The organism is Aquella oligotrophica, assembly GCF_002892535.1.
Classification (GTDB): Bacteria; Pseudomonadota; Gammaproteobacteria; order Burkholderiales; family UBA11063; genus Aquella; species Aquella oligotrophica.
In genome coordinates, this window is sequence record NZ_CP024847.1 from 716525 (window position 1) to 737504 (window position 20980).

Sequence of the window (20980 nt, forward strand, 5' to 3'; positions counted from 1 at the left end):
ACGCTGTTCTGAATAATTTATTAAAATAATGGTTGATATTTCAACTGCTTACTAATGGGGTAATTATGGATTCAAGTTTAATTTCCACTCTACTGAGGGATTTGGACAATATTGTTCGTGAGATTCATACAATTTATGAAGCTAGTTTTAAAAACTATTCACTACAAAAGGGGCAGTTTGCTTACATTACCCGAATTTGTGAAAATGAAGGAATTAACCTTGCTGACCTGTCTTTTCGCCTAAAAGTTGATAAAACTACCACTACTAAGGCAGTACAGAAATTAATAGTTTCTGGATTAATAAATAAAGTGCAGGACGTAACGGATAAAAGAGTTTGGCATTTATTCCCTACGGCAAAAACCAGAGAGTTGTATTCACAGATAATTGCAGAAAAAAATCGCGTGCTGGAATTATGTTTTGCTGGCTTTAGTAATAAGGAGCGAGCAGCTTTTGGTAGTCTTGTTACCAAAATGTCAGCAAATATTGCCGAAGAATGGAAAAAAACTATTCATCGTGATAAAGAGTAAGTAATAATAAATTCCCATAAGTTAGATATAGGTTTAAAAGATAAAAATCATGAGTCCGTATCAGAATAAAAAAGTATTGCTTGCTTCAATGCATCAAAAAGAGCTAGCCATCCAAGAACCCTTTGAAGAAATTGTTGGCTGTAGGCTTGAAGTTATCGATAATTTCAATACTGATCAATTTGGAACTTTTAGTGGTGAAGTTGAGCGGGTTTTAACTGCCTATGAAACTCTAAAGCAAAAAGCAATTGTTGCCGCAGAGCAATATAACTATGATTATGTGATTAGTAGTGAAGGTGCTTTTGGACCCCATCCAAATTACCTACTAGCAAATTCAGATACCGAAATGCTATTGTTTTATGATCGTGTGAATGATTATTTTATCAGCGATTATGAAATTAGTATGGAAACTAATCTTGCAGATTATGAGTTTGATCAGCCTAATCATGATTATAGTAAATTTCTTGATAAAGTGATGTTTCCATCACATGCCCTGATACTTAAAGCCGAGAATATAGTAATCGCGAAAGGTATTAAAGATCGTGCAACTCTTGATCAGTTAGTAGCTGAGAATATTCATAAATATGGCAAATTAAAGCTGGAAACTGACATGCGCGCAATGAATAATCCAAGTCGTATGAAAGTGATCAGTTTGCTTGCTAATAAGCTTGCAAAAAGAGTTATCTCCCACTGCAAGTCATGTGATACTCCAGGGTTTGGTATAACCAGTCTAAGTGGCTATCTACTTTGTGAATTGTGTGGTTTACCTACCAAAATCAAAAAATATCGTGAACATAAATGCATCAAGTGTGATTACCTTGAAAAAGAAGTAATTGACTTGTCAAAACAGTTTGCTGATCCAAAATATTGCGACTATTGTAATCCATAACTGATTGGCAATAAAGCTGCTAGCTGCTGGGAAATTTAATATAATTTTTGCTGTTGAATGTATAAGTTGACTGATTCTGGTATCATGTCAGCGATACTATCCAAGTTTTTCTGCTGTTTTCTGATTTGGGTTGAGGAGATATCTACTGGGGTGAAATCAGTGATAATTATTTGACCAGCAGGCATATTTTGATTGTAGTTCCTGATGTCTATAAGGCGTTTGATAATTTCGTTATCAAGATTTTCAACTGTATATCCCGGGCGCATAGCAACAATGAAATTAGTCAGGTTAAATAATTCTTTCCAGTTATCCCACGTTGAGAGGCTAATAAGCGAATCCCCACCAATTATGAAAAAAAAGCTTTCTTCTTTACCATACTTAGCTCTTAATCGAGAAAGTGTAAGATAGCTTGGGCTATACTCATGGTACTCAGTTTCACTTAAATTTAGTTGGAGTTGTTCCGGGTACATAGTGACAACTAATCTTAACATTTCCAGTCGTTGCTTCAAACTGGCGACCGGGGCTGGCTTATAATTTGGTGTTCCATTTAATGGCAGTAAATCAACTTTGCAGTTGAATTTGCTAGCAATGTGTAGTGCCAGCTTAAGATGTCCATTATGAATTGGGTCAAATGTTCCACCAAATAAAATTATCATGCGTGAAATGCACCATTTGCCAGAGAAAGCAAGTATTCATCATCAATATCGTTGGTAATATAATTGCCATCAAAGCACGAAGCCTCAAAGCCCGGAATATCTGGGTTAATTTCCCTGATTGATTTTTTGAGGTTTTCGAGATCCTGATAAATTACCAGATCAGCACCAATAGCAGTAGCTATCTCACTATCGGTCTTATTATGGGCAACGAGAGCATTATAGGCTGGCATATCGATTCCATAAACGCTCGAGAATTTGATTCGTGGTGCAGCTGATGCAAAGTAAATATTTTTAGCTCCAGCATTGCGAGCAATTTTGATAATTTCTCTTGAGTTGGTTCCTCGAACAATTGATGCATCAACAAGGAGTACATTTTTATTTTTAAATTCAAGCTCAATTGGGCTTAACATGCTTTGAACTGTTACCTGTAGTTGTTCTGAATTTTGGGGGTGTGGTTCATTATCTACCAGATGGTTTCTTACAAAACCTTCCTGATATGGTACGCCAAGCTCCATCGCTAGGCTAATTGCCGCCGGACGAGCAATGTCGGGTACTGGAATGACTACATCAATTTCCAGATTTGGATAATATTCACGTATTGTTTGTGCCAAATAATGTCCTTGGGCTTTACGTGCTAGTTGAACGGGAACTTCTTCAATGACAGAATCTTGCCGTGCCAGATAGACATATTCAAAAATACAGATATTTAATACTGGGTTGGGATGGCAGATTTTGCTTTCAAGTTTACCCTCCGCTGTTATGATAATTGCCTCGCCTGGGCTTACATCTCGAATTAGGTCGTAGCCTGTGCTATTAAGTGTGCAACTTTCTGATGCTAGCATATAGCTAATCGAGTTATCTGCTTCGATCTTTTTACCAAGAACCAGTGGACGAATGCCAAATGGATCTCTGAAGCCAACTAAACCATAATCAGCAATCATGCTAACTACTGCGTAACCACCTTTTAGTCGTTGATTCAGGTTCTCAATGGCTTTGAAGATTGCCTGATTATCTAATTCATTGTTAATCGTTGATTGCTGTAATTCAAAAGCAAAAGCATTGGTTAGTACTTCTGAATCAGATTTGGTTCTTACATGACGGTGGTTTTTATGTAAAACTTCTTCTCGTAATTGTTTGGTATTGGTCAAATTACCATTGTGTGCGAGCATAATCCCAAATGGTGAATTTACATAAAATGGATGTGCCTGTTCAGGATCGTCTGCAGAACCTGCGGTTGGAAATCTTACGTGTCCAATACCAATATTGCCGTGTAGGTAAGAGAGATCATAATTTGAAATGACATCTTTAATCAGCCCGATACCTTTTTTTAGATACATCAGGTTGCCATCCATGGTTGCCATGCCAGCGGCCTGTTGACCACGATGCTGAACACCTTTTAAAGCATTATATAGTAGCTGGTTTACTGGGTGATCAGTAACTATTCCTACAATTCCACACATAATTATTTTCCAGACTCTTTAAGTTTATTTGCTTCATGCTCAATTATTGTCGTAGCATGTTTGCCAATTTCGTTGTTAAGATTTTCCATATTTTTCGGGATGGCACTGATTATCATATTAACTGCCGGGGTTAAAATTGGTGAAAACCATGAACTATTCCAGCCGCGATCTTTATCAATACTAAACATTTCCATTAGAATAACTAATAGGGAACAGATGATTATTCCTCGAACTATACCAAATAACGCGCCAAGAAGATAATTTAGTCCACTTAATCCACTTTTGGCGATTGCCTTATTAAAGATCATTTTGAGTAGCGTGATTATGATAGCTACGCCTATGAATGAAATTATATAGGTAATAAGTGAGCGAAATAATTCATTGCTGATTATTTCTGGAATATATCTTTCAATGAGTTCTGCATAATTACGGGTAACAAAAAGTGCTATAAACCATGTGCTTATCGAGAGTAATTCGGAAACCCCGCCACGAATGGTAGCTAAGGCTGCAGATATTAGGATTATGGATGCAAATAGAAAATCATAATTACTTAAGTGGGGCATTTTAGCTACCTGTTACTATTCCAGAGTAGCCTTGTCCGGTTATTTGCTGTAATTTCTGAACTGCATCTTCGCGGCTAAATGGACCTGCACGTAAGCGATAGAGTGTTCCATTGTCAGTTTCGATTTCTTGAACCGATGCATTTATTCCTTTACTTGCTAGTACTTGCTGTAATTGATCTGCTTTATTTTGGTTTTTTAATGCAGCAAATTGAATGTAACTTTTGCCTAGTCCTTGAGGTTGATTCATCTTTTTACTAGTTGAATTATCTACTAGACCATTTAGGATGTCTTCAGGATTTGACTGCTTCGGTTTTGGCTTTTTTGCTGGTGTAGAACTGGGCTTTTTGACAGTTGCTGGAGCTACAGCAGTATCTTGATTTTCTGTTGTATCATTATTGTTGCGATTAACTACACCAGCTTTGTATCCTGCTCCTTGAGAAGCAGATTTCTTACTGTTCACTGGCGTACTTGCTGCAATTGCAGCTATTTGATCAATACTTTCATTTTGAGTTTGCATGCTTGCTGGAGCAGATGCATTACTTACATTTGCACTGGCATTATTTTTGACCATCAGTGTTGTCGAATTTGTACCACTTGCAGCTTTATTTTTTATTTCAACTACATCTGGGTTGATGGCAATTGGTTTTACTTTTGCAGTAACATTTAGTAAAACAAATAGCGCAATCCCAAGAAGAATTATACTGCCGATAAGGCGCTGTCTTGATTTGCGCTTTGCCTCTTCTGTAATTTTTATAATATTGCTTTTATTGTGCGTATACTTTGGTTGCATTTGTTTTATTCTTTTTTTGTAATTGAAAGTAACTTATAACTAGCTTTTTATGATTTTATATGCTGATTCTACAACCAAGAATGAACCAAAACAAACTAGTCGGTCTTCCTTTTCAAGTTGTGAATAAGCCTTATTTACTGCCATACTAATATCATCAAAGCATTCAATCTGTGATGGCTTATAGCCATTTTTAAGCAGAAAATCCCTGATTTCATTAATTTCAGAGCTTCTGTCGTTTGGTATCCTAGCCAAATACCAGTGATCAAATTTATCACCAATAATTCTTAGTGCCTGTTGCCAATCTTTATCTTTGGCACAGCCAAAAACAGCCAAATTATGTTTGGTAAAGGGTAATTTTAGCATATTTTGTAAGAGCATCTCAATTGCTTGCGGATTATGTGCAGTATCAAGCACAATTTGGGGGTGCCAGGTAAAACTTGAAATCTGCCGATCAATGATGTTTGTAATAAACCTGATTTTATTTGCCCTAGATTTACTGGGAATCTATTCCGGATATTATTTAATATTGCAATACTAAGAGCTGCATTATTTAGCTGCTCATTCCCACGCAAACTTGGCATCGGTAGTCCATAATAGCAAAGTGATTCTGATATGAAATCCCAGCTGATTTGTTGCCTGTTATAGCTAAAATCGCGATTAATAATCTGTAGTTTGGCATTTATTGACTGTGCATATTTAATTACTGACTCAGGAATATTACTTCCTGCGATTAATGCTGGTTGGTTGCTTCTGAAAATGCCAGCCTTATTTAATCCGATTTCTTCGATGCTATTACCAAGTAATTCACAGTGATCCATCCCAATTGAGCTGATAGCTGAGATACTGGGGGTGAAAATATTGGTCGCATCATTAAGTCCACCAATACCAACTTCGACAATTGCTATATCAACCTTATGTTCACTAAAAATTAAATGGCTGGCGAGAACAAATGATTTAAATAATCCAAGATTTTTTTCACTTGCAGCTATAACCTGCGAAAGAGTATCTTCAAGTTCGCTATCACTTACTGGGTTATTATTGAGACAGATTCTTTCATTATAGTCAAATACATGTGGTGAAGTAAATGTGCCAACCTTGTAGCCTGCATTACTAAGTATTGTTGTTAAAAAGGCACAGGTTGAACCTTTGCCATTTGTGCCACCAATGAGTACGATTGGATACTGAGGGGTAATTCTCAGCTTTTCTGCAATCTGTTTGACTTCTGATAGTGGTGCACTATAGTTATCTGTTGCAAGGAGTTTGTCAATTAGTTGCTGCTTGTCGGCTGCCATTTGATATGTCTTCTTAGAGCTTTATATTTTGTTACAGGGATATTATTAAATGCTATTAATAGGTATCTTGTTTTTTTGGTAGCGGTTTTAATTCCGATAATTGTACAAAAATAGCTAAGAGTAGTTATTTTTACAATGTCATATAATTCGGTGCGATTGTTTTCCCAGACAATGGCATTGTTGATGGCTAAAAGCAGGTCAATTTTTTCGGGATGATAGAAATAATATTGATAAGCAATAATCAATAGCCAAAGCATGAGTACCGTCACCAGCAGTAGCTTATACCAGTTCATTATGTTTGCGGCTGAAGCCATAAGTATAATTATAGATACTATAGCAAAAAAAACTAACCAGTTAGATTTACGTTTAGTAATCGAGATGCTTAATAGCTCATCTGACATATAGGGTTTATACTTAAAAAGTTTGATGTTACAAAATTAGCCGATTAACATTAGAGTTCTTTCATAACCCATTATTTCATTCTTAGACTAGGAATAAGGACTTTGAGAAACGGAGTGTACACTTAAGTACATGAATATCGCAGAAGTCCTTATGACAACGTACCAGAGTTAAAGAAGCAAGTTAGGAAAGAGGTCTATTAAGTCCGGACGAGTCTTATTATATTTTTATCTCTAGTTCTTAAGCTAGGTTACAATTATTTAGTGAACTGTTTCAGGTGAATCATCCTCTACATCTGACTCTGTTTCCACACCATTGTCTTCAGTTAGATCTATAAGTGTTGGTGAAATTTCGATGTCAAACCATTCCCAAAACATTTTTAGACTTAGTTCATTAGGCCAGGTATTCTGATCTTCAGACCATGAGGCTAATTCAAGGTGAAATAATGCTTCAAAGTTATCGTCAACGTAGCTGATGCCATCTTCAATTGCATCTACTTCGGGTATTAGATATGAATTACAGTCAATTCGGATACTTTCGAGTGTTAACATTGTTCCTTCACTAATTGCAAGACTTGAATTTATCCAGTCAAGTAAAGGTTGTTTTGGCTTTATTACTACTATTGATCTCTCAACCACATAAAACATTATTAATCATTCCTTTTACTGTTTAGAAAGCGATTATAGCTGATTTTTAGCTAATTGCTTATATTAATATCAGGTTGGCATTGCTAATGATCTGATATGCAGTCATTATTGCAGCTGTTCTTCGGGTTGCTTCATGTTGAGGCTGTTACACTAAGGAGTGTTTACATTTTAAGGTAATTATGTATAAGATTATGTTAAAATTGGGGAGCTGCGTAATGTGCTAAGGTAGCAATTACTATCTGTTAATTTTACAATACAATGTATAAGTTTTTGCCTATGACTACTATAAATATCCTCAACGATCGCGAAGTTATGCTTAACCGGGAACTTGGACTGATTCAGTTTTATCGCCGGGTTTTAGCGCAAGTGCTTGATGTTAATGTGCCATTACTTGAACGGCTACGTTATCTTTGTATTGTTACCAAGAACTGCGATGAATTGTTTGAAGTGCGAGTTGCTAGATTACTAAAATGGGAAAAAGAGCAACCAACCAAACTGCTCGCCGATGGTTTGAAGGTTACTGAAGCGTTGGCGCTTATTCGTAGTGAAGTGTACAAGTTATATAGTGATATTTACTCTATTTATCATAATACGATGATTCCTGCCTTAAATAAACAGGATATTTTTATCTTACAGGCAAGAAACTGGAATAAAGAACAGCAAAAATGGGCATATAACTATTTTATTAATGAATTAAAACCAGTTCTTACTCCTATAAGCATTGACCCATCACATCCATTTCCCCGAGTGCCGAATAAAAGCTTACATTTTGCAGTTGAATTGGATGGTAAGGATCAGTTTGGGCGTGAATCAAAGATTGCCATTGTTGAGGCACCGCGGATTTTACCGCGGGTTATTGCATTACCGCCAGAATTATCTGGTAATAAGCATGTTTTTATCCTGTTACAAGATATTATTAGCCAGCATGTAAATGAGTTCTTTTATGGAATGGTAGTAAGGGGCTGTTATCCATTCAGGGTTACTAGAGCCGCGGACATAAATGTTAACTCTGATCAGAAAAATTTACGCCATGCCGTTACGCGAGAGTTATTAAAACGTAAATATGCTGAATGTTCAAGGATTGAACTAGATGTTTCGAACGGTCAGCCAGAAGACAAATTTACCGATATACTACTAAAACAATTTAATTTGAGTAAACCCGATTTATATTGGGTTAACGGTCCAGTTAATTTATCTCGATTGTCAGAAGTTGCTAATCTGGTAGATAATGATAGCCTTAAATTTACACCTTATAATCCTGGGTTGCCTAAAGAATTGGTCTCTGAGCCAGATATTTTTAAGGCGATGACCAAAACAGATATTTTATTACATACTCCATATCAGTCCTTTGATCCTGTAGTAGAATTAACTCGTCGCGCGGCAGAGGATCCGAATGTACTTGCTGTTAAAATGACAGTATATCGAACTGGGAATGACTCCGAACTTGTGCAGAATTTGATTAAAGCAGCCCGTGCGGGTAAACAGGTGGTTGCTTCGATAGAGCTATTTGCACGCTTTGATGAGGAAGCCAATGTTGAATTGGCAAATCAGCTTGAAGAGGCTGGTGCGCACGTGGTTTATGGAGTTATGGGCTACAAAGTTCATGCAAAGATGCTGACGATTATTCGCAAAGAAGGTCAGCAACTAAGACATTATGTTCATCTTGGTACTGGTAATTATCACCAAACAACTGCAAAAATTTATACTGACTTCGGTTTACTAACTACAAATAAGGAAATCGCCCGTGACGTTGACAATATTTTTAGTCAGATAACTGGTGTAGGAAAGGCAGGGGTTTTAGGGGTATTATTTCAATCTCCATTTACTCTTCATGATATGGTTATGAAGGCAATTGAGCGTGAAACCTTTAATGCATTAAGTGGCAAGAAGGCAGAAATAATTGCCAAAATGAATTCACTAGTTGAAAATCAAATAATTCGTGCGTTATACCGGGCATCACAAGCTGGTGTTAAAATTACGCTGATTGTTCGCGGAGCATGTTCATTACGCCCTTTAATACCCGGAATTTCAGATAATATTACTGTACGGTCGGTAGTTGGTCGGTTTCTTGAACATCATCGGGTTTTTTATTTTTACGATTCTGGGAACGAAGATGTTTTTATTGCCTCTGCTGATTGGATGAAACGCAATTTCTTTAAACGAGTCGAAACTTGTATCCCGATTTTAAATGATAAGATCAAACGGCGGATAATTGACGAGAGCTTGAAGCTTTATATGCAGGATAATGTGAATTCATGGCATATGAATGCCGATGGTAGCTATTCACCAGTTGAACAGACTGGTAAGCGGATTTGTGCCCAAGAATTTTTGATGGATAAGTTGGGTGTTCCCATCTTTAAGGAAACTTTAGCTATGCAGCTTACCCAACAGGTAGAAGCCTTACGAGCTAATAGTAAAGCTCCGGTGCCTTCAGTGAAAAAAGATTCTGCTATGGTTACCACCACCCCGCGAAAGCGTAACTCTCGAGCTACAGCTAATGAAAAGCCAGCTGAAAAAACTACTCCTAAGCCACGTTTGAAAAAGCCGATTATTAAAGGTTAACATGTTAAAAAATTTACTATTATTGTCGTTTATTTTTATTTTAGCCGCCTGCGGTTTTCATTTGCGTGGTGTTGCTGGTAGTTATAGTTTTCCTTTTAAAACAGTGTTTTTGAATTGTGATACTCCTGTTATTTGTCCTGGTTTGAAAAATACGATCAAGGCAGAGTCTCTGACCATGCTTGTAACGAATAAGGAAAGTGCTGAAGTGGTTATTAGTGTTAGTAATGAACAAACTAGTCGTGATACACTCGATTTTAATAGTGTTGGTCAAATTGCTAGTTATATCCTTACATACCGTGTCACAGCTCGTATTTATAATTTGCAGGGTGATCAGCTTGGTAATGATATTATAGTACAAAATCAGCAGGTTATGGCATATAATAATAGTTTAATTCTGTCATCACAGCAGCAGGAAGAAAATACTTGGGATCAGCTCCATCAGAATGTTATTAATGCACTTATACGCAGGATCGTGTATTTTCATGACGCACCATTAGTTTCCCCAGCTTATGCCTCAGAATCTCGTTAGCTGGTTAAAAGTACCTTCTCTTGACGGGTATGCCATGTTAATTAGTGGCAATGAAGAGTGCTTTCCAATACAGGAGCTACTGGTTAAAAAAGTCTCACAATTGCTCGCCAATGCGCATTTTCAGTCATTTATAGCGGATCGTTATTTTGATTTTGCAATAATTGAAGATATAATGCGAAGTAGCTCATTATTTGCTGAAAAAAATCTTCTACTTGTCTCATTTAAAACTAAACCAACTCTTGAACAGCAAAAAAAATTATTAATATTATATGATTTATTGGATGAAAATAATTATCTGATTCTCACTTGTGATAAGCTAGATAAAAAAGATCTTGCTAATGATTGGTTAAAATATTATGATAAAGCTGGACTTGTTTTTATTTTGACTGGAGATGCTTCTGAAGCAAGTGCATTTGTTAAATGTCAACTTGGAGAGCATAATTTTACTATTAATGAGGATGCTTTGGGGCTTCTACTTGAATTAAATCAGGGAAATCTTACTCAGTTAAATCAAGAAATTAATAAGCTATCGCTATTATTTATGCCACCCTACACAATTACTCTTGAAGATGCTCAGCTACATTTAATTGATAATTCAAATTATAGTATCTATGCTTTGTCTGAAGCCTATCTTTTAGGTAATCTTACATTAACACACAAGATCTTTAAGCATGTTTGTATTGCAAATGAAGAAGTAATCTTAATGAGCTGGAATCTTGGTGAAGACTTGCGTAAGCTTATAAAAATAAAAAATTTACAAAAAACAGAAGCAAATTTTCGGGCTATTGCTGGAACATTACGAATCTGGGGTAATTCAATCGTTGCCTTTGAGAAGGCTGCTAGCCGACTTACTTATGTAAAAATATTAGGGTATCTAGATGATTTAGCTAAAATTGATATGGCGGTGAAGGGCATATTGCAGGAAGATGCTCTGACGCTTCTTGAGAAGTTGGTCACCGATATTTGCATTGGCAGGCAATAGTTAGCAATGATTATAACTCAATTAAAATGCTTTGGTAGTGATGCAAAAACTGGTAATCTTGCCTATGTGATTGAAAGTGACACTATGGATGAAGTCGCACGGCAGCAATTTGCATTTGAACAAAACGTACCCGTATGTGTATTTATTGATAGTATGGATGGAAGTAAATTAGAACTTTCTTTTTTCTATCCACATAAGAAAAGTCCATTATGTTTACATGGCTCGCTGGCTGCCGCAAAGGTCTTTTTTGCTAGAAACCCTCATAGTACTTGTATCCAAATTGTAAGCTCAATGGGGAAAATACTCACCGCTTCTTTAGATAATGGAGAGGTAATTTTCCTTGAGTTAGTCCCCGAGTTTATTCGTGATGGGGGAGGGTATATTGATGATGTTAGTAAATTACTTGGCATAGATCTAGATGATATTCTCATTAAGCCATTAGTTGCTTCGGTAGGAAGCCCTAAGCTAATTGTTAAAATAAATAGTAAAGAAAAATTATTTTCATTAAAACCTGATTTAGCCGCACTAAATTTATGGAATGAACACGTCGCAATTAATGGCATCTATGCCTATTATCAGGAAGATAAGGTAATATTTGCTAGAAACTTTAATCATTTGGATGAGAAGATTGAAGATAGTGCAACTGGTGTTGCGGCAGCTGCGCTGGGCTATGCTCTTTCAGCGAGTATTAAAGTTATTCAGGGGGGTAATTTAGATAATAGCTGTGTGCTTGATGTAAGGTTTGAGAATGATACGATCAAACTAACCGGAAATGTATTTTATTTATAAGAGAGCGGGGAAGACTGATAGATGTTAGCAAAACTATTTTGTTTGGATGGTGAGCATAAATTCACCTTATCGCGTGAAGTAATCGGAGGGGTTATTAATTTTATGGCAATAGCTTATATAATTGCCGTAAATCCGATAATTCTTCATGCTGATGGTGCTGGGTTTCCGCTTAATGCAGCCATAACTTCAACGGTTGTTATCATCGTTATCATGACGCTTTTTGCTGCCTTTTTTATTCGTTTACCATTTGTGTTAGCACCAGGTATGGGGATAAATGCGATTATCTCTTATACGTTGATTTTACATGAAAAGCTTGATATCCCGACAGTACTGGGAGTCATTCTTTTTTCTAGTCTTCTTCTTTTTGTATTTTCTGTGAGTAAAATTCGGCAAGTAATAATTCATGCAATTCCTGAATTTTTGCAAATCGCATTAAGTGCTGGAATCGGCTTTTTTCTCTTCATGATTGGTATTAAAAATATTGGGCTTATCGTTGCTAATCCAAATACCCTCATTGGAATTGGTAAGTTTAACATTGATATCATCCTGTGTTGTCTTGGCTTTATTATGTCAGCAGTGTTTTTTATCAAGCATAAAAATTATGCGTTTTTATTACCAATCATATTGATTACACTTATTAATGCATTTATCCATCCAGAAACATTACCACATAAATTTCTCGAAATGCCAGATTTTAGCCTTTTCATGCAGATTGATGTCGCAAAAGCTTTCAAATTAAGCGTACTACCTGCGATTTTATCATTATTCGTGGTTAATTTTTTCGATGCTACTTCTACAACAATGGGCTTGCTATCGCAGATAAAATTTGATAATCAGCATAAGAAAGTAACCTATCTGAAGCGGGCATTAATTACCGATAGCTTTGGAGGGGTTTTATCTAGTTTGATTGGCATCTCTCCCAGTGTAATTTTTGTTGAGAGTTCTGCTGCTATACATAATGGGGCTCGTACCGGGATTGCTTCAGCAATTACTGCTTTATTATGTCTACCATTCATTTTTTTGTCACCTTTAATTGCGATTATTCCAGATGCTGCAACTTCCCCAGTATTAATGGTGGTTGGGCTAATCATGCTTTCAAATATTAGAAGAATTGATTTGACAAATTTTGAAGATATTGTTGCTAGTATGTTGACTATTGTGATGATGCCATTATGTTTTTCGATTACTGCGGGAGCAATATTTGGTATTTTATCTTACACGCTGTTAAAATTACTCTTGGGCAAATATAATGAACTGTCGGTTACATTGATTATCGTAGCGATAGTTTGCAGTGGATGGTTTTTTATTAACTAAAATTAAGTTTAAGCTAGATTTATAAGGGATTTATTATGGCAGTATCAAAAATTGTAATTGGTTCTGTAATTGTTGTTATTGGTGCCGGAGCGGGACTATACTATCTGAAAAATATTAGAGAAAACCAGTCGGAAAATATTCGGATTCTTGCCGTTACTCCGAATATGGTGGCTACTCAGGTACCTACGAAAGAGTGTCATCAGGTAACAACAAGCAAGAAGGTGAAAAATAAAAATAGTAATTTTTTCAATCGTATGTTTGATAGTAAGAAACATCCTGAATACGTTACTGTTACCAATAATCAGGAGGTTTGTAAGACCGTGATGCAGGAGAGTCAGACTCAATCCGGTTATGTTGTTCGTTATCAATTTAACGATTTTATCGAGTCAACACTAGTGCAGGTTGCACCACCATTAAACACTGAAATGCCTTTGGCTGACTTGCAGAAATATCAGCCAATTTTGGACAGCCAGAATACTTCCATTCAAGATCGCTCGGCTAATGCTTCCGCTTCAGCTAATTCTTCGGCACCCGTTCCTGTGGATCATTAATATTCGGAAAATTGATATGGGGCGCACATTTGTTTTAGCTGGGTATATGCCCGGCTTTTATTTTTTTGACCTATAAGCTGAAACTCTTGGCAGTAGCGAATTTTTTTCTGACTACATATATCAGAAGAGTAAAACTGATCACCATTAAGACATCCATCCGCTTTTACCTGTTTTATAATTTGTTCTGCGGTTATCTTGTTGAATTTATTAAGGTAATAGCTGTCAGGTAAGGTCGATTTTATTTTTAATAACTGTCTATTCTGATAAAGATAAACTGGGTAATCTGTTGATTCAGCATACCATTTATGATTTAATCCATTAAATCTTAAACTATCTCCTGTTTGTACGAAGCTGTTTTGCTGGTATGAAAATGCTTTAGTTGTAGCAAAGTGATTGATGGATTCAATAGCGACTAGATAACTATGATCAGTATTTTTATCTAGATTTTGGTTATGATAGGCAGAGATTAGAAATACTTCACTATGATTAATCATAAATTTCTTATCAATAGTTATGCTTGAAAAGCCAGTGCTCTCGAGGCGAATTTCTTGGTTATTAAGGTATAGGGACTGTGTCTGATTATGTCTTTGCATGTTTTGCAGCTGAATAATTGTCAGATAACCACTTTGGGTTTTCTGGAAATTTATAACGTCCGGAATTTCTGCGTACCATTTTTTGAGTAAGTTATGCTTACTTTCTGGATCAAATCTTATAATGCTGCCATTGGCATTATTTATTTGATAGTTATAATTTATAGCCAGTTGTTTATTGGTAAAAATGACATGCTGATATTTTATCGATACTTCACATTTATTAGCAGAATTTAAGTGTTTTATTGTTAAAATGCTTTCACTTACAAGATTATCGTTCGTTACAAATTTTGCCCGACTTATTAACTCTTGCTGTATTGATGGACTATTACAACTGGAATTTATGGGTTTTTTATCGCAACTTGCTATTGATATAGCGCTAATAGTAGCTAAAATCAAGTTATGGAATTTATTTTCCATCTAAATTTACCTTCAAGTTTAATAATCATACAATATTCTACTGAATGTAAGCATTAGATGAGAGTGATTTTTGTGGGTTTAGCTATGCTGATGGTCATTTAACTTCTAAAATCATCTATTCTGGATAATCGACGTTATGGTAAAATGAAATACTATGCTTCTATTTGATGTGTTATTTTAATGCAATTACTTTCCCGCTTAAATCACTGGTTTGATAAATATGACCCCTATTGGTATTCGCGATTTTTAGGGCTAAAAGCAACATATACAGCTGTGATACTTTTTATTGCCAATATGTTTTTGCAACCCCCACTAGCACCTCTAATTATGTTAGTAGCCGCGGCGGGAGTTCTGATTATAGAAATGCCAACGATAAATACCTTTAAGAAGAAAGATCTTATTTATCTGGGCTATATTATATTAATTTCGATAACAATTGGGCTATTCTCTAGCTATGTCTATTTTAAGCTGGCATTTATTATCGTGGTTGCTGGTTGGGCATTTATTCTATATTCACTTCTTAGTAAAGCTCCGCAATTGTTTCCGATAGTAAGTGTCCTCCTTATGCTAGGTGTTATGTCACTTGAAGGGATAAACACAGGTAATTTTTATGTGATTCTGAATATCTTGATGTTTATCTGGGAATTTGCTTTTATTACGTTTTGGGCACATAAATTACTTCCTAATTTGTATCATCGAATTTGGCGTAGTAGCATTATTCGCGGATTAGAAAGCATACAAAAGATGCTTGAAGACTCTGACAATCATCGTGGACGCGAAGTTTTTCGCCATTATTTAGCAGCAAATAATGTACTAAGATTATTGAAAAAAGAACAGCTTCGTCCAGCTGTAAAACTTACCCGATACCTGAGTTACTATCACTATTATTTGGCAGATTTATTAATGCGCGAAAGAGTTAGTTCAAAGGAATTAAGTGTAATTAGGCGTGATATTGAGTTACTTTTTCTGGCAGTTGAACTAGGAAATTCGATTCCAGAAGCCGCTACAATAAGTAGTGATGCTAATAATACTTTACGTTATCATTATCGTATTTATGACAATATCAAATCAGACTGGAATAAGCTATGCCAAGCCGTGAGCAGCTAATTCACCGCCGGATCATCCACGTTGTCATAATGATTGCAACTGGGGCATTTATTTATCAATATAGTCAGTGGGATGATGGCTTATGGATACCGATTTCGATTTTGGCTATTGTTGGACCATTTAGCCCTGGATTAACCATTAATAAAGCTCGCCAGCGCGTTCTTGGGACTATTTGTGGCTTATTGATAAGCTTGATTTTATGGCTATTTCTCCATTATAATCCAAATACTCTGGTTTTTATAGCACTAATCTTGATTTATGGGGTTGCCTTTACTGCTTTACAAGAATACACTTATTTTATCCTGTTAGTTAGCATTATGTTGTGTGTTAATTTTGATTATATGAATCTTTTTATCAATAATGAAATTTCATTTATTGCTAATCGTGGACTATGCGTTTTGATAGGGGTTACAATCTGTCAATTCTACGAGTATTTTGTTTTTAGCCGTTATTATAATAATGCAATTGCTCTGGTTGAAGCAAAACGATTGGATGAGCTAGTTATCAACTCATGGGATAATATCCGACAAATGTCTGAGAGTGATTTAGTTACGATCAGCAAACTTAATAAAATAGTAGAACCTCTTATTATTGAATTAAAGCGGTTGGAGGAACTGAAAGAGAGCTGTCTTCATGGTTATAGTGAACAAACTAAGACTATTGATCTGATTGAACGTTATGAGAATAAACTCACTAGCCTCTACGATTGGCTAAATAGTATGGGTTTTAGTTTGCTTTGTCGTCAGAAAAGGGTATTGCAGGATAAGAAGTCGCTACCTATAGATAATCTTTGTAATTAGTTATTTGTTAGTTGATTTTGTAACAGCTGCTGAACTTTCTGTAGAATATTGAAGCGTGCAAAGTTCTTGCGGTATACCAAGCTTAATTTTCTGCTCGGTGCTGGCTTTGGTAAGGGCTTGATTTTTACTTCATTGGGAAGATTTTTTAAAGCCAGTTCTGGCAAGATGCTAATCCCAATGTTCATGGCTACCATAAATTTAATTGTTTCTAGCGAGCTTGCAGTTATCAGACCAATACCATTGCTAGCATTTGTATTACATTCTGGGCAGATTTTTAATACCTGGTCACGAAAACAATTGCCTAATCCAAGTAAGAGAAAGGTTTCCTGTTCCAATTCCGAAGCGCTGATTTTATTTATTTTTGCAAGCTTATGATCTTTAGCGCAAATGACAGCCAGTTTGTCATCATATAATTCAATTTGGGTTAACTCTGGGTGATTGGTCTCAGTTGCAAGAATAATTGCATCCAATTCACCTTTTAGTAATTTATTTGTAAGTCCATCAGTATAGCCTTCCTCAACTATCAGTTGTAATTTTGATTCCTTGCTGATGACTTCCTGAATCAATTTCGGAAAAATATAAGGACCAATAGTAAAGATTGCACCAATTTTAAGTGGCTGCTTATATGGGTTTTGATTGGTTTCAACAATATCAAGTAAATTGTGAGCTTCAAGAATTATTTTTCGCGCTTGATTTACTATTTCTTCCCCTGATGGAGTAATGAGCACCCGGTGATTCTCACGTTCAAAAATGGTAATTCCCAGATTATCTTCCAACTTTTTTATGGCAATTGATAGGGTTGGCTGCGAGACAAAACATTTTTGGGCAGCCTTGGCAAAGTGTTGTTCATCTGCTAACGCTACTAGATATTTTAGATCGGTTAATGTGAAATTGATCATATAAGGTCGGATTTTGTATTTAGGTAGTTAATCGCGACTAGTTGAGAGCGATCTGAAAATTCAGCCAGCTCTTTAGGAGTTGCAGTTACCTGATCGCCAAGTAAGCGATTCACTAATGTAACGGCCAGCATCGTTGCCGGTATTTCCACCTGATTGCAAAAGGCAGCAAGGGCAGTGGATTCCATTTCAAAATTTCTGATACCTAAGGCACGTACCTTCTCCAAATATTGAGTACGGAAAGCGAGATCATATTTTGGTGTAATCGCACCATCAAAACGCCCCTGCCCAAGATAAAAGTCATCTGCAGCTATTGTATTTGCCAGAATAACCTGAAAGTCCAGACCGCGAGGTTGCACTTTATGTATTTCATTAGCAAGTCTGCTATTAAAGCAGGTAGGTGTATTAATGTTTCTGTCCAGAGATGGTAATGGTAAGTAATCTGCTAGATTTGGCATAAATGCTTTTTCTGTAATTACGACTGTTCCTGGATCAACGCCTATACCCCCTGAAGTACCAATTCGTATATATTCAAGGTCAGTATTGCCCGCATAGTAAAGTATTTTAGTTAGATCATGTAATAAGGCTATTACAGAAGTATTTCCCATTCCATGTGAAACGGATAGTATATTTCCAACCCGGTAGATCTTGTATCTGCTGGTTGGCGTGATATCTTTGGGTTCAAAAAAATCCGGGTGCACTTTTGCAAACCTTAGAGCCAGCTTTCGTGCTAGGTTTTTGGCTCGGTCGTTGCTTCCCTGTAATAATACATATTTTATCCCCGAGAATTTACCAATAATCTCATCTGTAAGTTCTAGTTCCAGTAGATATAGATATTTTTCTTTAAGATCTTTTAGTAGCGAATTTATTTGCATTATAGAACCTGCTGGTTAATGATTAATTACATAGTCAATTACAAGATTTGCTGCTTTTTTGAAATGGAGAATTTGTTCCTGTTTGGAAATATAAATTTCATCGGTTAAAAAGCGATCAACCAATACAGCATTTATCTCACAACAAGAGATTTCCAATTGATTACAAAATCCAGCAAAACCAGTCGCTTCCATATCAAAACTTCTGACTCCTTGGTTATAAGCTTTATGCAGATATTGTTGTTGCTCTTCAGGGGTATAGCTTAATGGCATAGCACCATTTAATCTGGCTTGCCCATTATAGTAGCCCATTCCACCAATTATTTTTCCTGTAACAATTGAGGCGGTTTCATTTTTATTGATTGCATTAATAAAATCTTGAGTTAAAGCATGGCAGAACTGTGTTGGATAATGATGTAACTGACCAAATTCAATTGATTCAAACTGTGCCTCCAATGTGTTGGTGACTGCTTCCGTTCCGACTACTATTTGCCCTGGATTTACACCAAGACCGCCAGATGGTCCAACTCTAAAGAATTTGGGTGATTTTACCTTGGCATGCCAGAGTAGTTTAACTACTTCATTTAGGCAGATTAATAGTGATGGTACACCAATTCCATGGGAAACAATCAGACTATTATGAATTTTATGGATGTGGTAACGCTCTCTTTTTCCAATTGTTTTACATCTAACATCAGTATCTCTTATACTGTAGAATTTTTTCGTAAATTCGTTAGCAATTGTATCTGCATTGTTAAATGATCTAGTGAGGATTACATACTCCACATCACCAAACATTTGTTCCAGATTTTGTCCAGAATCAAAGCCCAAATGGTAGAGATAGTCAACTTCAAGGTTCTGGAAAAATGGATTTAATTTATCATAGTTCATTCTGCATCTTCCGTGTTTTGCTGTAAATAAACAGTCCGCTAATTAGTGTAAAGATAAGCATTAAGCCAAATCCACCAAATACTTTAAATTTGACCCAGACAAACTCACTGAATGAGTACGCAATTATTAGATTAAGTATTCCCATTATTACAAAAAAAGCAACCCACATTAAATTTACGCGTGACCAATCTCTGTCACTAATGGAAATATGTTCGTTTAGGAGTAGTTTAATGCTGTTTTTACCTAACTTTGCTGAAACAAGCAGAGATACCGCCATAATCCAGTAAAGGACGGTTGGTTTTAACATGACAAAGGTTTTATTATGGAAAATGATTGTTAAGCCACCAAATACTGTTATTAGTAATGTGCTAAGCCAAGTATTTTTACCAATTCGTTTATAAATTATCTTGTATAGTGCTAATTGTAACCAGCTTAGGACAATACAGATTCCAGTTGCGAGGTAAATGTTTTTGGTAAAATAGTAAACGGCGAAAAAGCCAATTAATGGCAGCATTTCAAAAAAAAGATTATTTTGCATAAGACCACTTATATATATAAAAACCGCTAGGAATAGACAATTATACTGGATTTTTAGATAATTAAAAAAATAATTTGAAATTTTAAGGTACTTGTTCGTGCTAAAATCGTGTCAGATTTAATGAGTTTCTATATTGGGGAATTTAGAAATGGGTAAACTGGTTATAGCTAACTGGAAAATGAATGGTGACCTAAATAAGGTTAATTCTGATTTGAGCTACTATGCTAATCACCCTGCTACAAATAAATCAAATGTTGTGCTGGCACTACCATATCTGTATATTGTCTGGGCAAAACATATTCTTCTTAATAACTCATTGATAAGAATTGCTGCCCAGGATTTGAGTCATTACCGTGATTGCGGAGCTTATACTGGAAAAATCAATGGAAGCATGCTAAAAGATGCTGGAGTTAACTATGTCTTAGTTGGTCACTCCGAACGGCGCAGTTTACTTGGTGAAAATGGGCAGATTCTTGTTGATAAACTAATTAATGCTTTTGATAATAAACTTGTACCAATTTTATGTGTTGGAGAATCAATCTTTAATCGTGAGGCAGGCGATTATTTGGAGTTTATTGAAGAGCAACTGTCTGGTTTGATGCAAATTCCTCAACTAAAAGAAATGATTATAGCGTATGAGCCGTGTTGGGCAATCGGTACTGGCAAAATTCCAACTCTTCTTGAGATACAAGAAGTAGCGGATTTTATTCACAGCTACATGCAAAAAAACTTCCCGTATGCTAAAATAGCTGTTTTGTATGGTGGAAGTGTAACTAGTCAAAATGCACATGAAATACTTGCTATTGCCAATGTTAATGGGGTATTAGTGGGTGGGGCTTCGCTAAAAACAGCCGATTTTACAGCAATTTGTGAGAATGTTTAGTTTGTTATGTTTCTAATTTTAACGTGATTTTTTTAG

The 20980-nt window shown here is 36.0% G+C and carries 24 protein-coding genes; 11 read left to right on the forward strand and 13 right to left on the reverse strand.

Going from position 1 to position 20980, the window contains the following annotated elements:
* The first annotated feature begins 65 nt into the window (after nucleotides 1–65).
* Both CUN60_RS03260 and CUN60_RS03265 read left to right on the forward strand, forming a co-directional pair.
* Nucleotides 66–527: a MarR family winged helix-turn-helix transcriptional regulator gene (locus tag CUN60_RS03260; protein WP_102950657.1), complete on the forward strand. Its 462-nt coding sequence runs from the start codon at nucleotides 66–68 to the stop codon at nucleotides 525–527.
* A gap of 49 nt (nucleotides 528–576) precedes the next feature.
* Entirely contained in the window at nucleotides 577–1413 is an 837-nt protein-coding gene (locus tag CUN60_RS03265) for a DUF6671 family protein (protein ID WP_102950658.1), read from the forward strand.
* Nucleotides 1414–1448: 35 nt separating this feature from the next.
* On the opposite strand, the gene nadD is transcribed toward CUN60_RS03265, so the two are convergent.
* From nadD to CUN60_RS03305, 8 genes are all read right to left on the reverse strand, one after another.
* Nucleotides 1449–2069 carry a nicotinate (nicotinamide) nucleotide adenylyltransferase gene (gene nadD, locus CUN60_RS03270; RefSeq protein WP_102950659.1) on the reverse strand — a complete coding sequence of 207 codons (621 nt, stop codon included), beginning with the start codon at nucleotides 2067–2069 and terminating at the stop codon, nucleotides 1449–1451.
* Nucleotides 2066–3529, reverse strand: coding sequence for an amidophosphoribosyltransferase (purF, locus tag CUN60_RS03275; RefSeq protein WP_102950660.1), 1464 nt, complete (start codon nucleotides 3527–3529; stop codon nucleotides 2066–2068). The genes nadD and purF overlap by 4 nt, the downstream gene beginning before the upstream one ends.
* Nucleotides 3530–3531: 2 nt before the next feature.
* Nucleotides 3532–4092, reverse strand: a complete 561-nt coding sequence (locus tag CUN60_RS03280; protein ID WP_102950661.1) for a CvpA family protein — start codon at nucleotides 4090–4092, stop codon at nucleotides 3532–3534.
* Between the two features lies 1 nt (nucleotide 4093).
* Nucleotides 4094–4882 carry an SPOR domain-containing protein gene (locus CUN60_RS03285; RefSeq protein ID WP_102950662.1) on the reverse strand — a complete coding sequence of 263 codons (789 nt, stop codon included), beginning with the start codon at nucleotides 4880–4882 and terminating at the stop codon, nucleotides 4094–4096.
* Between the two features lie 39 nt (nucleotides 4883–4921).
* Nucleotides 4922–5260: a glutamate ligase domain-containing protein gene (locus tag CUN60_RS03290; protein WP_102950663.1), complete on the reverse strand. Its 339-nt coding sequence runs from the start codon at nucleotides 5258–5260 to the stop codon at nucleotides 4922–4924.
* On the reverse strand, nucleotides 5239–6174 hold the full coding sequence (locus CUN60_RS03295; protein ID WP_102950664.1) for a bifunctional folylpolyglutamate synthase/dihydrofolate synthase: 936 nt from the start codon (nucleotides 6172–6174) through the stop codon (nucleotides 5239–5241). The genes CUN60_RS03290 and CUN60_RS03295 overlap by 22 nt, the downstream gene beginning before the upstream one ends.
* The gene (locus CUN60_RS03300) at nucleotides 6150–6575 is read right to left on the reverse strand and encodes a protein YgfX (RefSeq protein WP_102950665.1); all 426 of its coding nucleotides are present in this window, start codon (nucleotides 6573–6575) and stop codon (nucleotides 6150–6152) included. The genes CUN60_RS03295 and CUN60_RS03300 overlap by 25 nt, the downstream gene beginning before the upstream one ends.
* 258 nt (nucleotides 6576–6833) lie before the next feature.
* The gene (locus CUN60_RS03305; RefSeq protein ID WP_102950666.1) at nucleotides 6834–7220 is read right to left on the reverse strand and encodes a hypothetical protein; all 387 of its coding nucleotides are present in this window, start codon (nucleotides 7218–7220) and stop codon (nucleotides 6834–6836) included.
* Nucleotides 7221–7496: 276 nt separating this feature from the next.
* On the opposite strand from CUN60_RS03305, the gene ppk1 reads away from it, so the two are divergent.
* Genes ppk1 through CUN60_RS03335 form a run of 6 tightly spaced genes read left to right on the forward strand, consistent with a single transcriptional unit; the run spans nucleotide 7497 to nucleotide 13947 of the window.
* Nucleotides 7497–9782 carry a polyphosphate kinase 1 gene (ppk1, locus tag CUN60_RS03310; RefSeq protein WP_102952434.1) on the forward strand — a complete coding sequence of 762 codons (2286 nt, stop codon included), beginning with the start codon at nucleotides 7497–7499 and terminating at the stop codon, nucleotides 9780–9782.
* A gap of 1 nt (nucleotide 9783) precedes the next feature.
* Entirely contained in the window at nucleotides 9784–10311 is a 528-nt protein-coding gene (locus CUN60_RS03315) for an LPS-assembly lipoprotein LptE (protein ID WP_102950667.1), read from the forward strand.
* Nucleotides 10292–11293 carry a DNA polymerase III subunit delta gene (gene holA, locus CUN60_RS03320; protein ID WP_102950668.1) on the forward strand — a complete coding sequence of 334 codons (1002 nt, stop codon included), beginning with the start codon at nucleotides 10292–10294 and terminating at the stop codon, nucleotides 11291–11293. The genes CUN60_RS03315 and holA overlap by 20 nt, the downstream gene beginning before the upstream one ends.
* A 6-nt stretch (nucleotides 11294–11299) precedes the next feature.
* Nucleotides 11300–12082 (forward strand): PhzF family phenazine biosynthesis protein, encoded by a 783-nt coding sequence (locus tag CUN60_RS03325; protein WP_102950669.1) that lies wholly within the window; start codon nucleotides 11300–11302, stop codon nucleotides 12080–12082.
* A gap of 21 nt (nucleotides 12083–12103) precedes the next feature.
* Nucleotides 12104–13396: an NCS2 family permease gene (locus tag CUN60_RS03330; RefSeq protein ID WP_102950670.1), complete on the forward strand. Its 1293-nt coding sequence runs from the start codon at nucleotides 12104–12106 to the stop codon at nucleotides 13394–13396.
* A gap of 35 nt (nucleotides 13397–13431) precedes the next feature.
* Nucleotides 13432–13947, forward strand: a complete 516-nt coding sequence (locus CUN60_RS03335) for a hypothetical protein (protein ID WP_102950671.1) — start codon at nucleotides 13432–13434, stop codon at nucleotides 13945–13947.
* Here CUN60_RS03335 and CUN60_RS03340 read toward each other — a convergent pair.
* Nucleotides 13944–14957, reverse strand: a complete 1014-nt coding sequence (locus CUN60_RS03340; RefSeq protein ID WP_102950672.1) for a hypothetical protein — start codon at nucleotides 14955–14957, stop codon at nucleotides 13944–13946. The genes CUN60_RS03335 and CUN60_RS03340 overlap by 4 nt on opposite strands.
* A gap of 180 nt (nucleotides 14958–15137) precedes the next feature.
* On the opposite strand from CUN60_RS03340, the gene CUN60_RS12880 reads away from it, so the two are divergent.
* Nucleotides 15138–16064 (forward strand): hypothetical protein, encoded by a 927-nt coding sequence (locus CUN60_RS12880; RefSeq protein ID WP_158649272.1) that lies wholly within the window; start codon nucleotides 15138–15140, stop codon nucleotides 16062–16064.
* A complete protein-coding gene (locus CUN60_RS03345; protein ID WP_102950673.1) occupies nucleotides 16043–16864 on the forward strand; it encodes an FUSC family protein in 822 nt (273 codons plus the stop codon). Before CUN60_RS12880 ends, CUN60_RS03345 begins: the two co-directional genes overlap by 22 nt.
* On the opposite strand, the gene CUN60_RS03350 is transcribed toward CUN60_RS03345, so the two are convergent.
* From CUN60_RS03350 to CUN60_RS03365, 4 genes are read right to left on the reverse strand one after another with little or no spacing between them, the layout of a single operon-like run.
* On the reverse strand, nucleotides 16861–17763 hold the full coding sequence (locus CUN60_RS03350) for a LysR substrate-binding domain-containing protein (RefSeq protein ID WP_102950674.1): 903 nt from the start codon (nucleotides 17761–17763) through the stop codon (nucleotides 16861–16863). The genes CUN60_RS03345 and CUN60_RS03350 overlap by 4 nt on opposite strands.
* On the reverse strand, nucleotides 17760–18635 hold the full coding sequence (locus CUN60_RS03355) for a phosphorylase family protein (RefSeq protein ID WP_102950675.1): 876 nt from the start codon (nucleotides 18633–18635) through the stop codon (nucleotides 17760–17762). Before CUN60_RS03355 ends, CUN60_RS03350 begins: the two co-directional genes overlap by 4 nt.
* A 15-nt stretch (nucleotides 18636–18650) precedes the next feature.
* Complete coding sequence (locus tag CUN60_RS03360) at nucleotides 18651–19523, reverse strand: phosphorylase family protein (protein WP_102950676.1); 873 nt, start codon at nucleotides 19521–19523, stop codon at nucleotides 18651–18653.
* Nucleotides 19513–20061 (reverse strand): inner membrane-spanning protein YciB, encoded by a 549-nt coding sequence (locus tag CUN60_RS03365; RefSeq protein WP_102950677.1) that lies wholly within the window; start codon nucleotides 20059–20061, stop codon nucleotides 19513–19515. Before CUN60_RS03365 ends, CUN60_RS03360 begins: the two co-directional genes overlap by 11 nt.
* 148 nt (nucleotides 20062–20209) lie before the next feature.
* On the opposite strand from CUN60_RS03365, the gene tpiA reads away from it, so the two are divergent.
* Nucleotides 20210–20944 (forward strand): triose-phosphate isomerase, encoded by a 735-nt coding sequence (gene tpiA / locus CUN60_RS03370; protein WP_102950678.1) that lies wholly within the window; start codon nucleotides 20210–20212, stop codon nucleotides 20942–20944.
* Nucleotides 20945–20980 lie beyond the last annotated feature (36 nt).

Coding starts and splice junctions, on each gene's coding strand:
- CUN60_RS03260 (WP_102950657.1), top strand. CDS start 66: ATGGATTCAAGTTTAATTTCCACTCTACTGAGGGATTTGGACAATATT.
- CUN60_RS03355 (WP_102950675.1), bottom strand. CDS start 18,635: ATGCAAATAAATTCGCTACTAAAAGATCTTAAAGAAAAATATCTATAT.
- CUN60_RS03340 (WP_102950672.1), bottom strand. CDS start 14,957: ATGGAAAATAAATTCCATAACTTGATTTTAGCTACTATTAGCGCTATA.
- CUN60_RS03305 (WP_102950666.1), bottom strand. CDS start 7,220: ATGTTTTATGTGGTTGAGAGATCAATAGTAGTAATAAAGCCAAAACAA.
- CUN60_RS03330 (WP_102950670.1), top strand. CDS start 12,104: ATGTTAGCAAAACTATTTTGTTTGGATGGTGAGCATAAATTCACCTTA.
- CUN60_RS03285 (WP_102950662.1), bottom strand. CDS start 4,882: ATGCAACCAAAGTATACGCACAATAAAAGCAATATTATAAAAATTACA.
- CUN60_RS03365 (WP_102950677.1), bottom strand. CDS start 20,061: ATGCAAAATAATCTTTTTTTTGAAATGCTGCCATTAATTGGCTTTTTC.
- CUN60_RS03300 (WP_102950665.1), bottom strand. CDS start 6,575: ATGTCAGATGAGCTATTAAGCATCTCGATTACTAAACGTAAATCTAAC.
- nadD (WP_102950659.1), bottom strand. CDS start 2,069: ATGATAATTTTATTTGGTGGAACATTTGACCCAATTCATAATGGACAT.
- CUN60_RS03345 (WP_102950673.1), top strand. CDS start 16,043: ATGCCAAGCCGTGAGCAGCTAATTCACCGCCGGATCATCCACGTTGTC.
- CUN60_RS12880 (WP_158649272.1), top strand. CDS start 15,138: ATGCAATTACTTTCCCGCTTAAATCACTGGTTTGATAAATATGACCCC.
- CUN60_RS03335 (WP_102950671.1), top strand. CDS start 13,432: ATGGCAGTATCAAAAATTGTAATTGGTTCTGTAATTGTTGTTATTGGT.
- ppk1 (WP_102952434.1), top strand. CDS start 7,497: ATGACTACTATAAATATCCTCAACGATCGCGAAGTTATGCTTAACCGG.
- holA (WP_102950668.1), top strand. CDS start 10,292: ATGCCTCAGAATCTCGTTAGCTGGTTAAAAGTACCTTCTCTTGACGGG.
- CUN60_RS03290 (WP_102950663.1), bottom strand. CDS start 5,260: ATGCTCTTACAAAATATGCTAAAATTACCCTTTACCAAACATAATTTG.
- CUN60_RS03325 (WP_102950669.1), top strand. CDS start 11,300: ATGATTATAACTCAATTAAAATGCTTTGGTAGTGATGCAAAAACTGGT.
- tpiA (WP_102950678.1), top strand. CDS start 20,210: ATGGGTAAACTGGTTATAGCTAACTGGAAAATGAATGGTGACCTAAAT.
- CUN60_RS03280 (WP_102950661.1), bottom strand. CDS start 4,092: ATGCCCCACTTAAGTAATTATGATTTTCTATTTGCATCCATAATCCTA.
- purF (WP_102950660.1), bottom strand. CDS start 3,529: ATGTGTGGAATTGTAGGAATAGTTACTGATCACCCAGTAAACCAGCTA.
- CUN60_RS03295 (WP_102950664.1), bottom strand. CDS start 6,174: ATGGCAGCCGACAAGCAGCAACTAATTGACAAACTCCTTGCAACAGAT.
- CUN60_RS03360 (WP_102950676.1), bottom strand. CDS start 19,523: ATGAACTATGATAAATTAAATCCATTTTTCCAGAACCTTGAAGTTGAC.
- CUN60_RS03265 (WP_102950658.1), top strand. CDS start 577: ATGAGTCCGTATCAGAATAAAAAAGTATTGCTTGCTTCAATGCATCAA.
- CUN60_RS03315 (WP_102950667.1), top strand. CDS start 9,784: ATGTTAAAAAATTTACTATTATTGTCGTTTATTTTTATTTTAGCCGCC.
- CUN60_RS03350 (WP_102950674.1), bottom strand. CDS start 17,763: ATGATCAATTTCACATTAACCGATCTAAAATATCTAGTAGCGTTAGCA.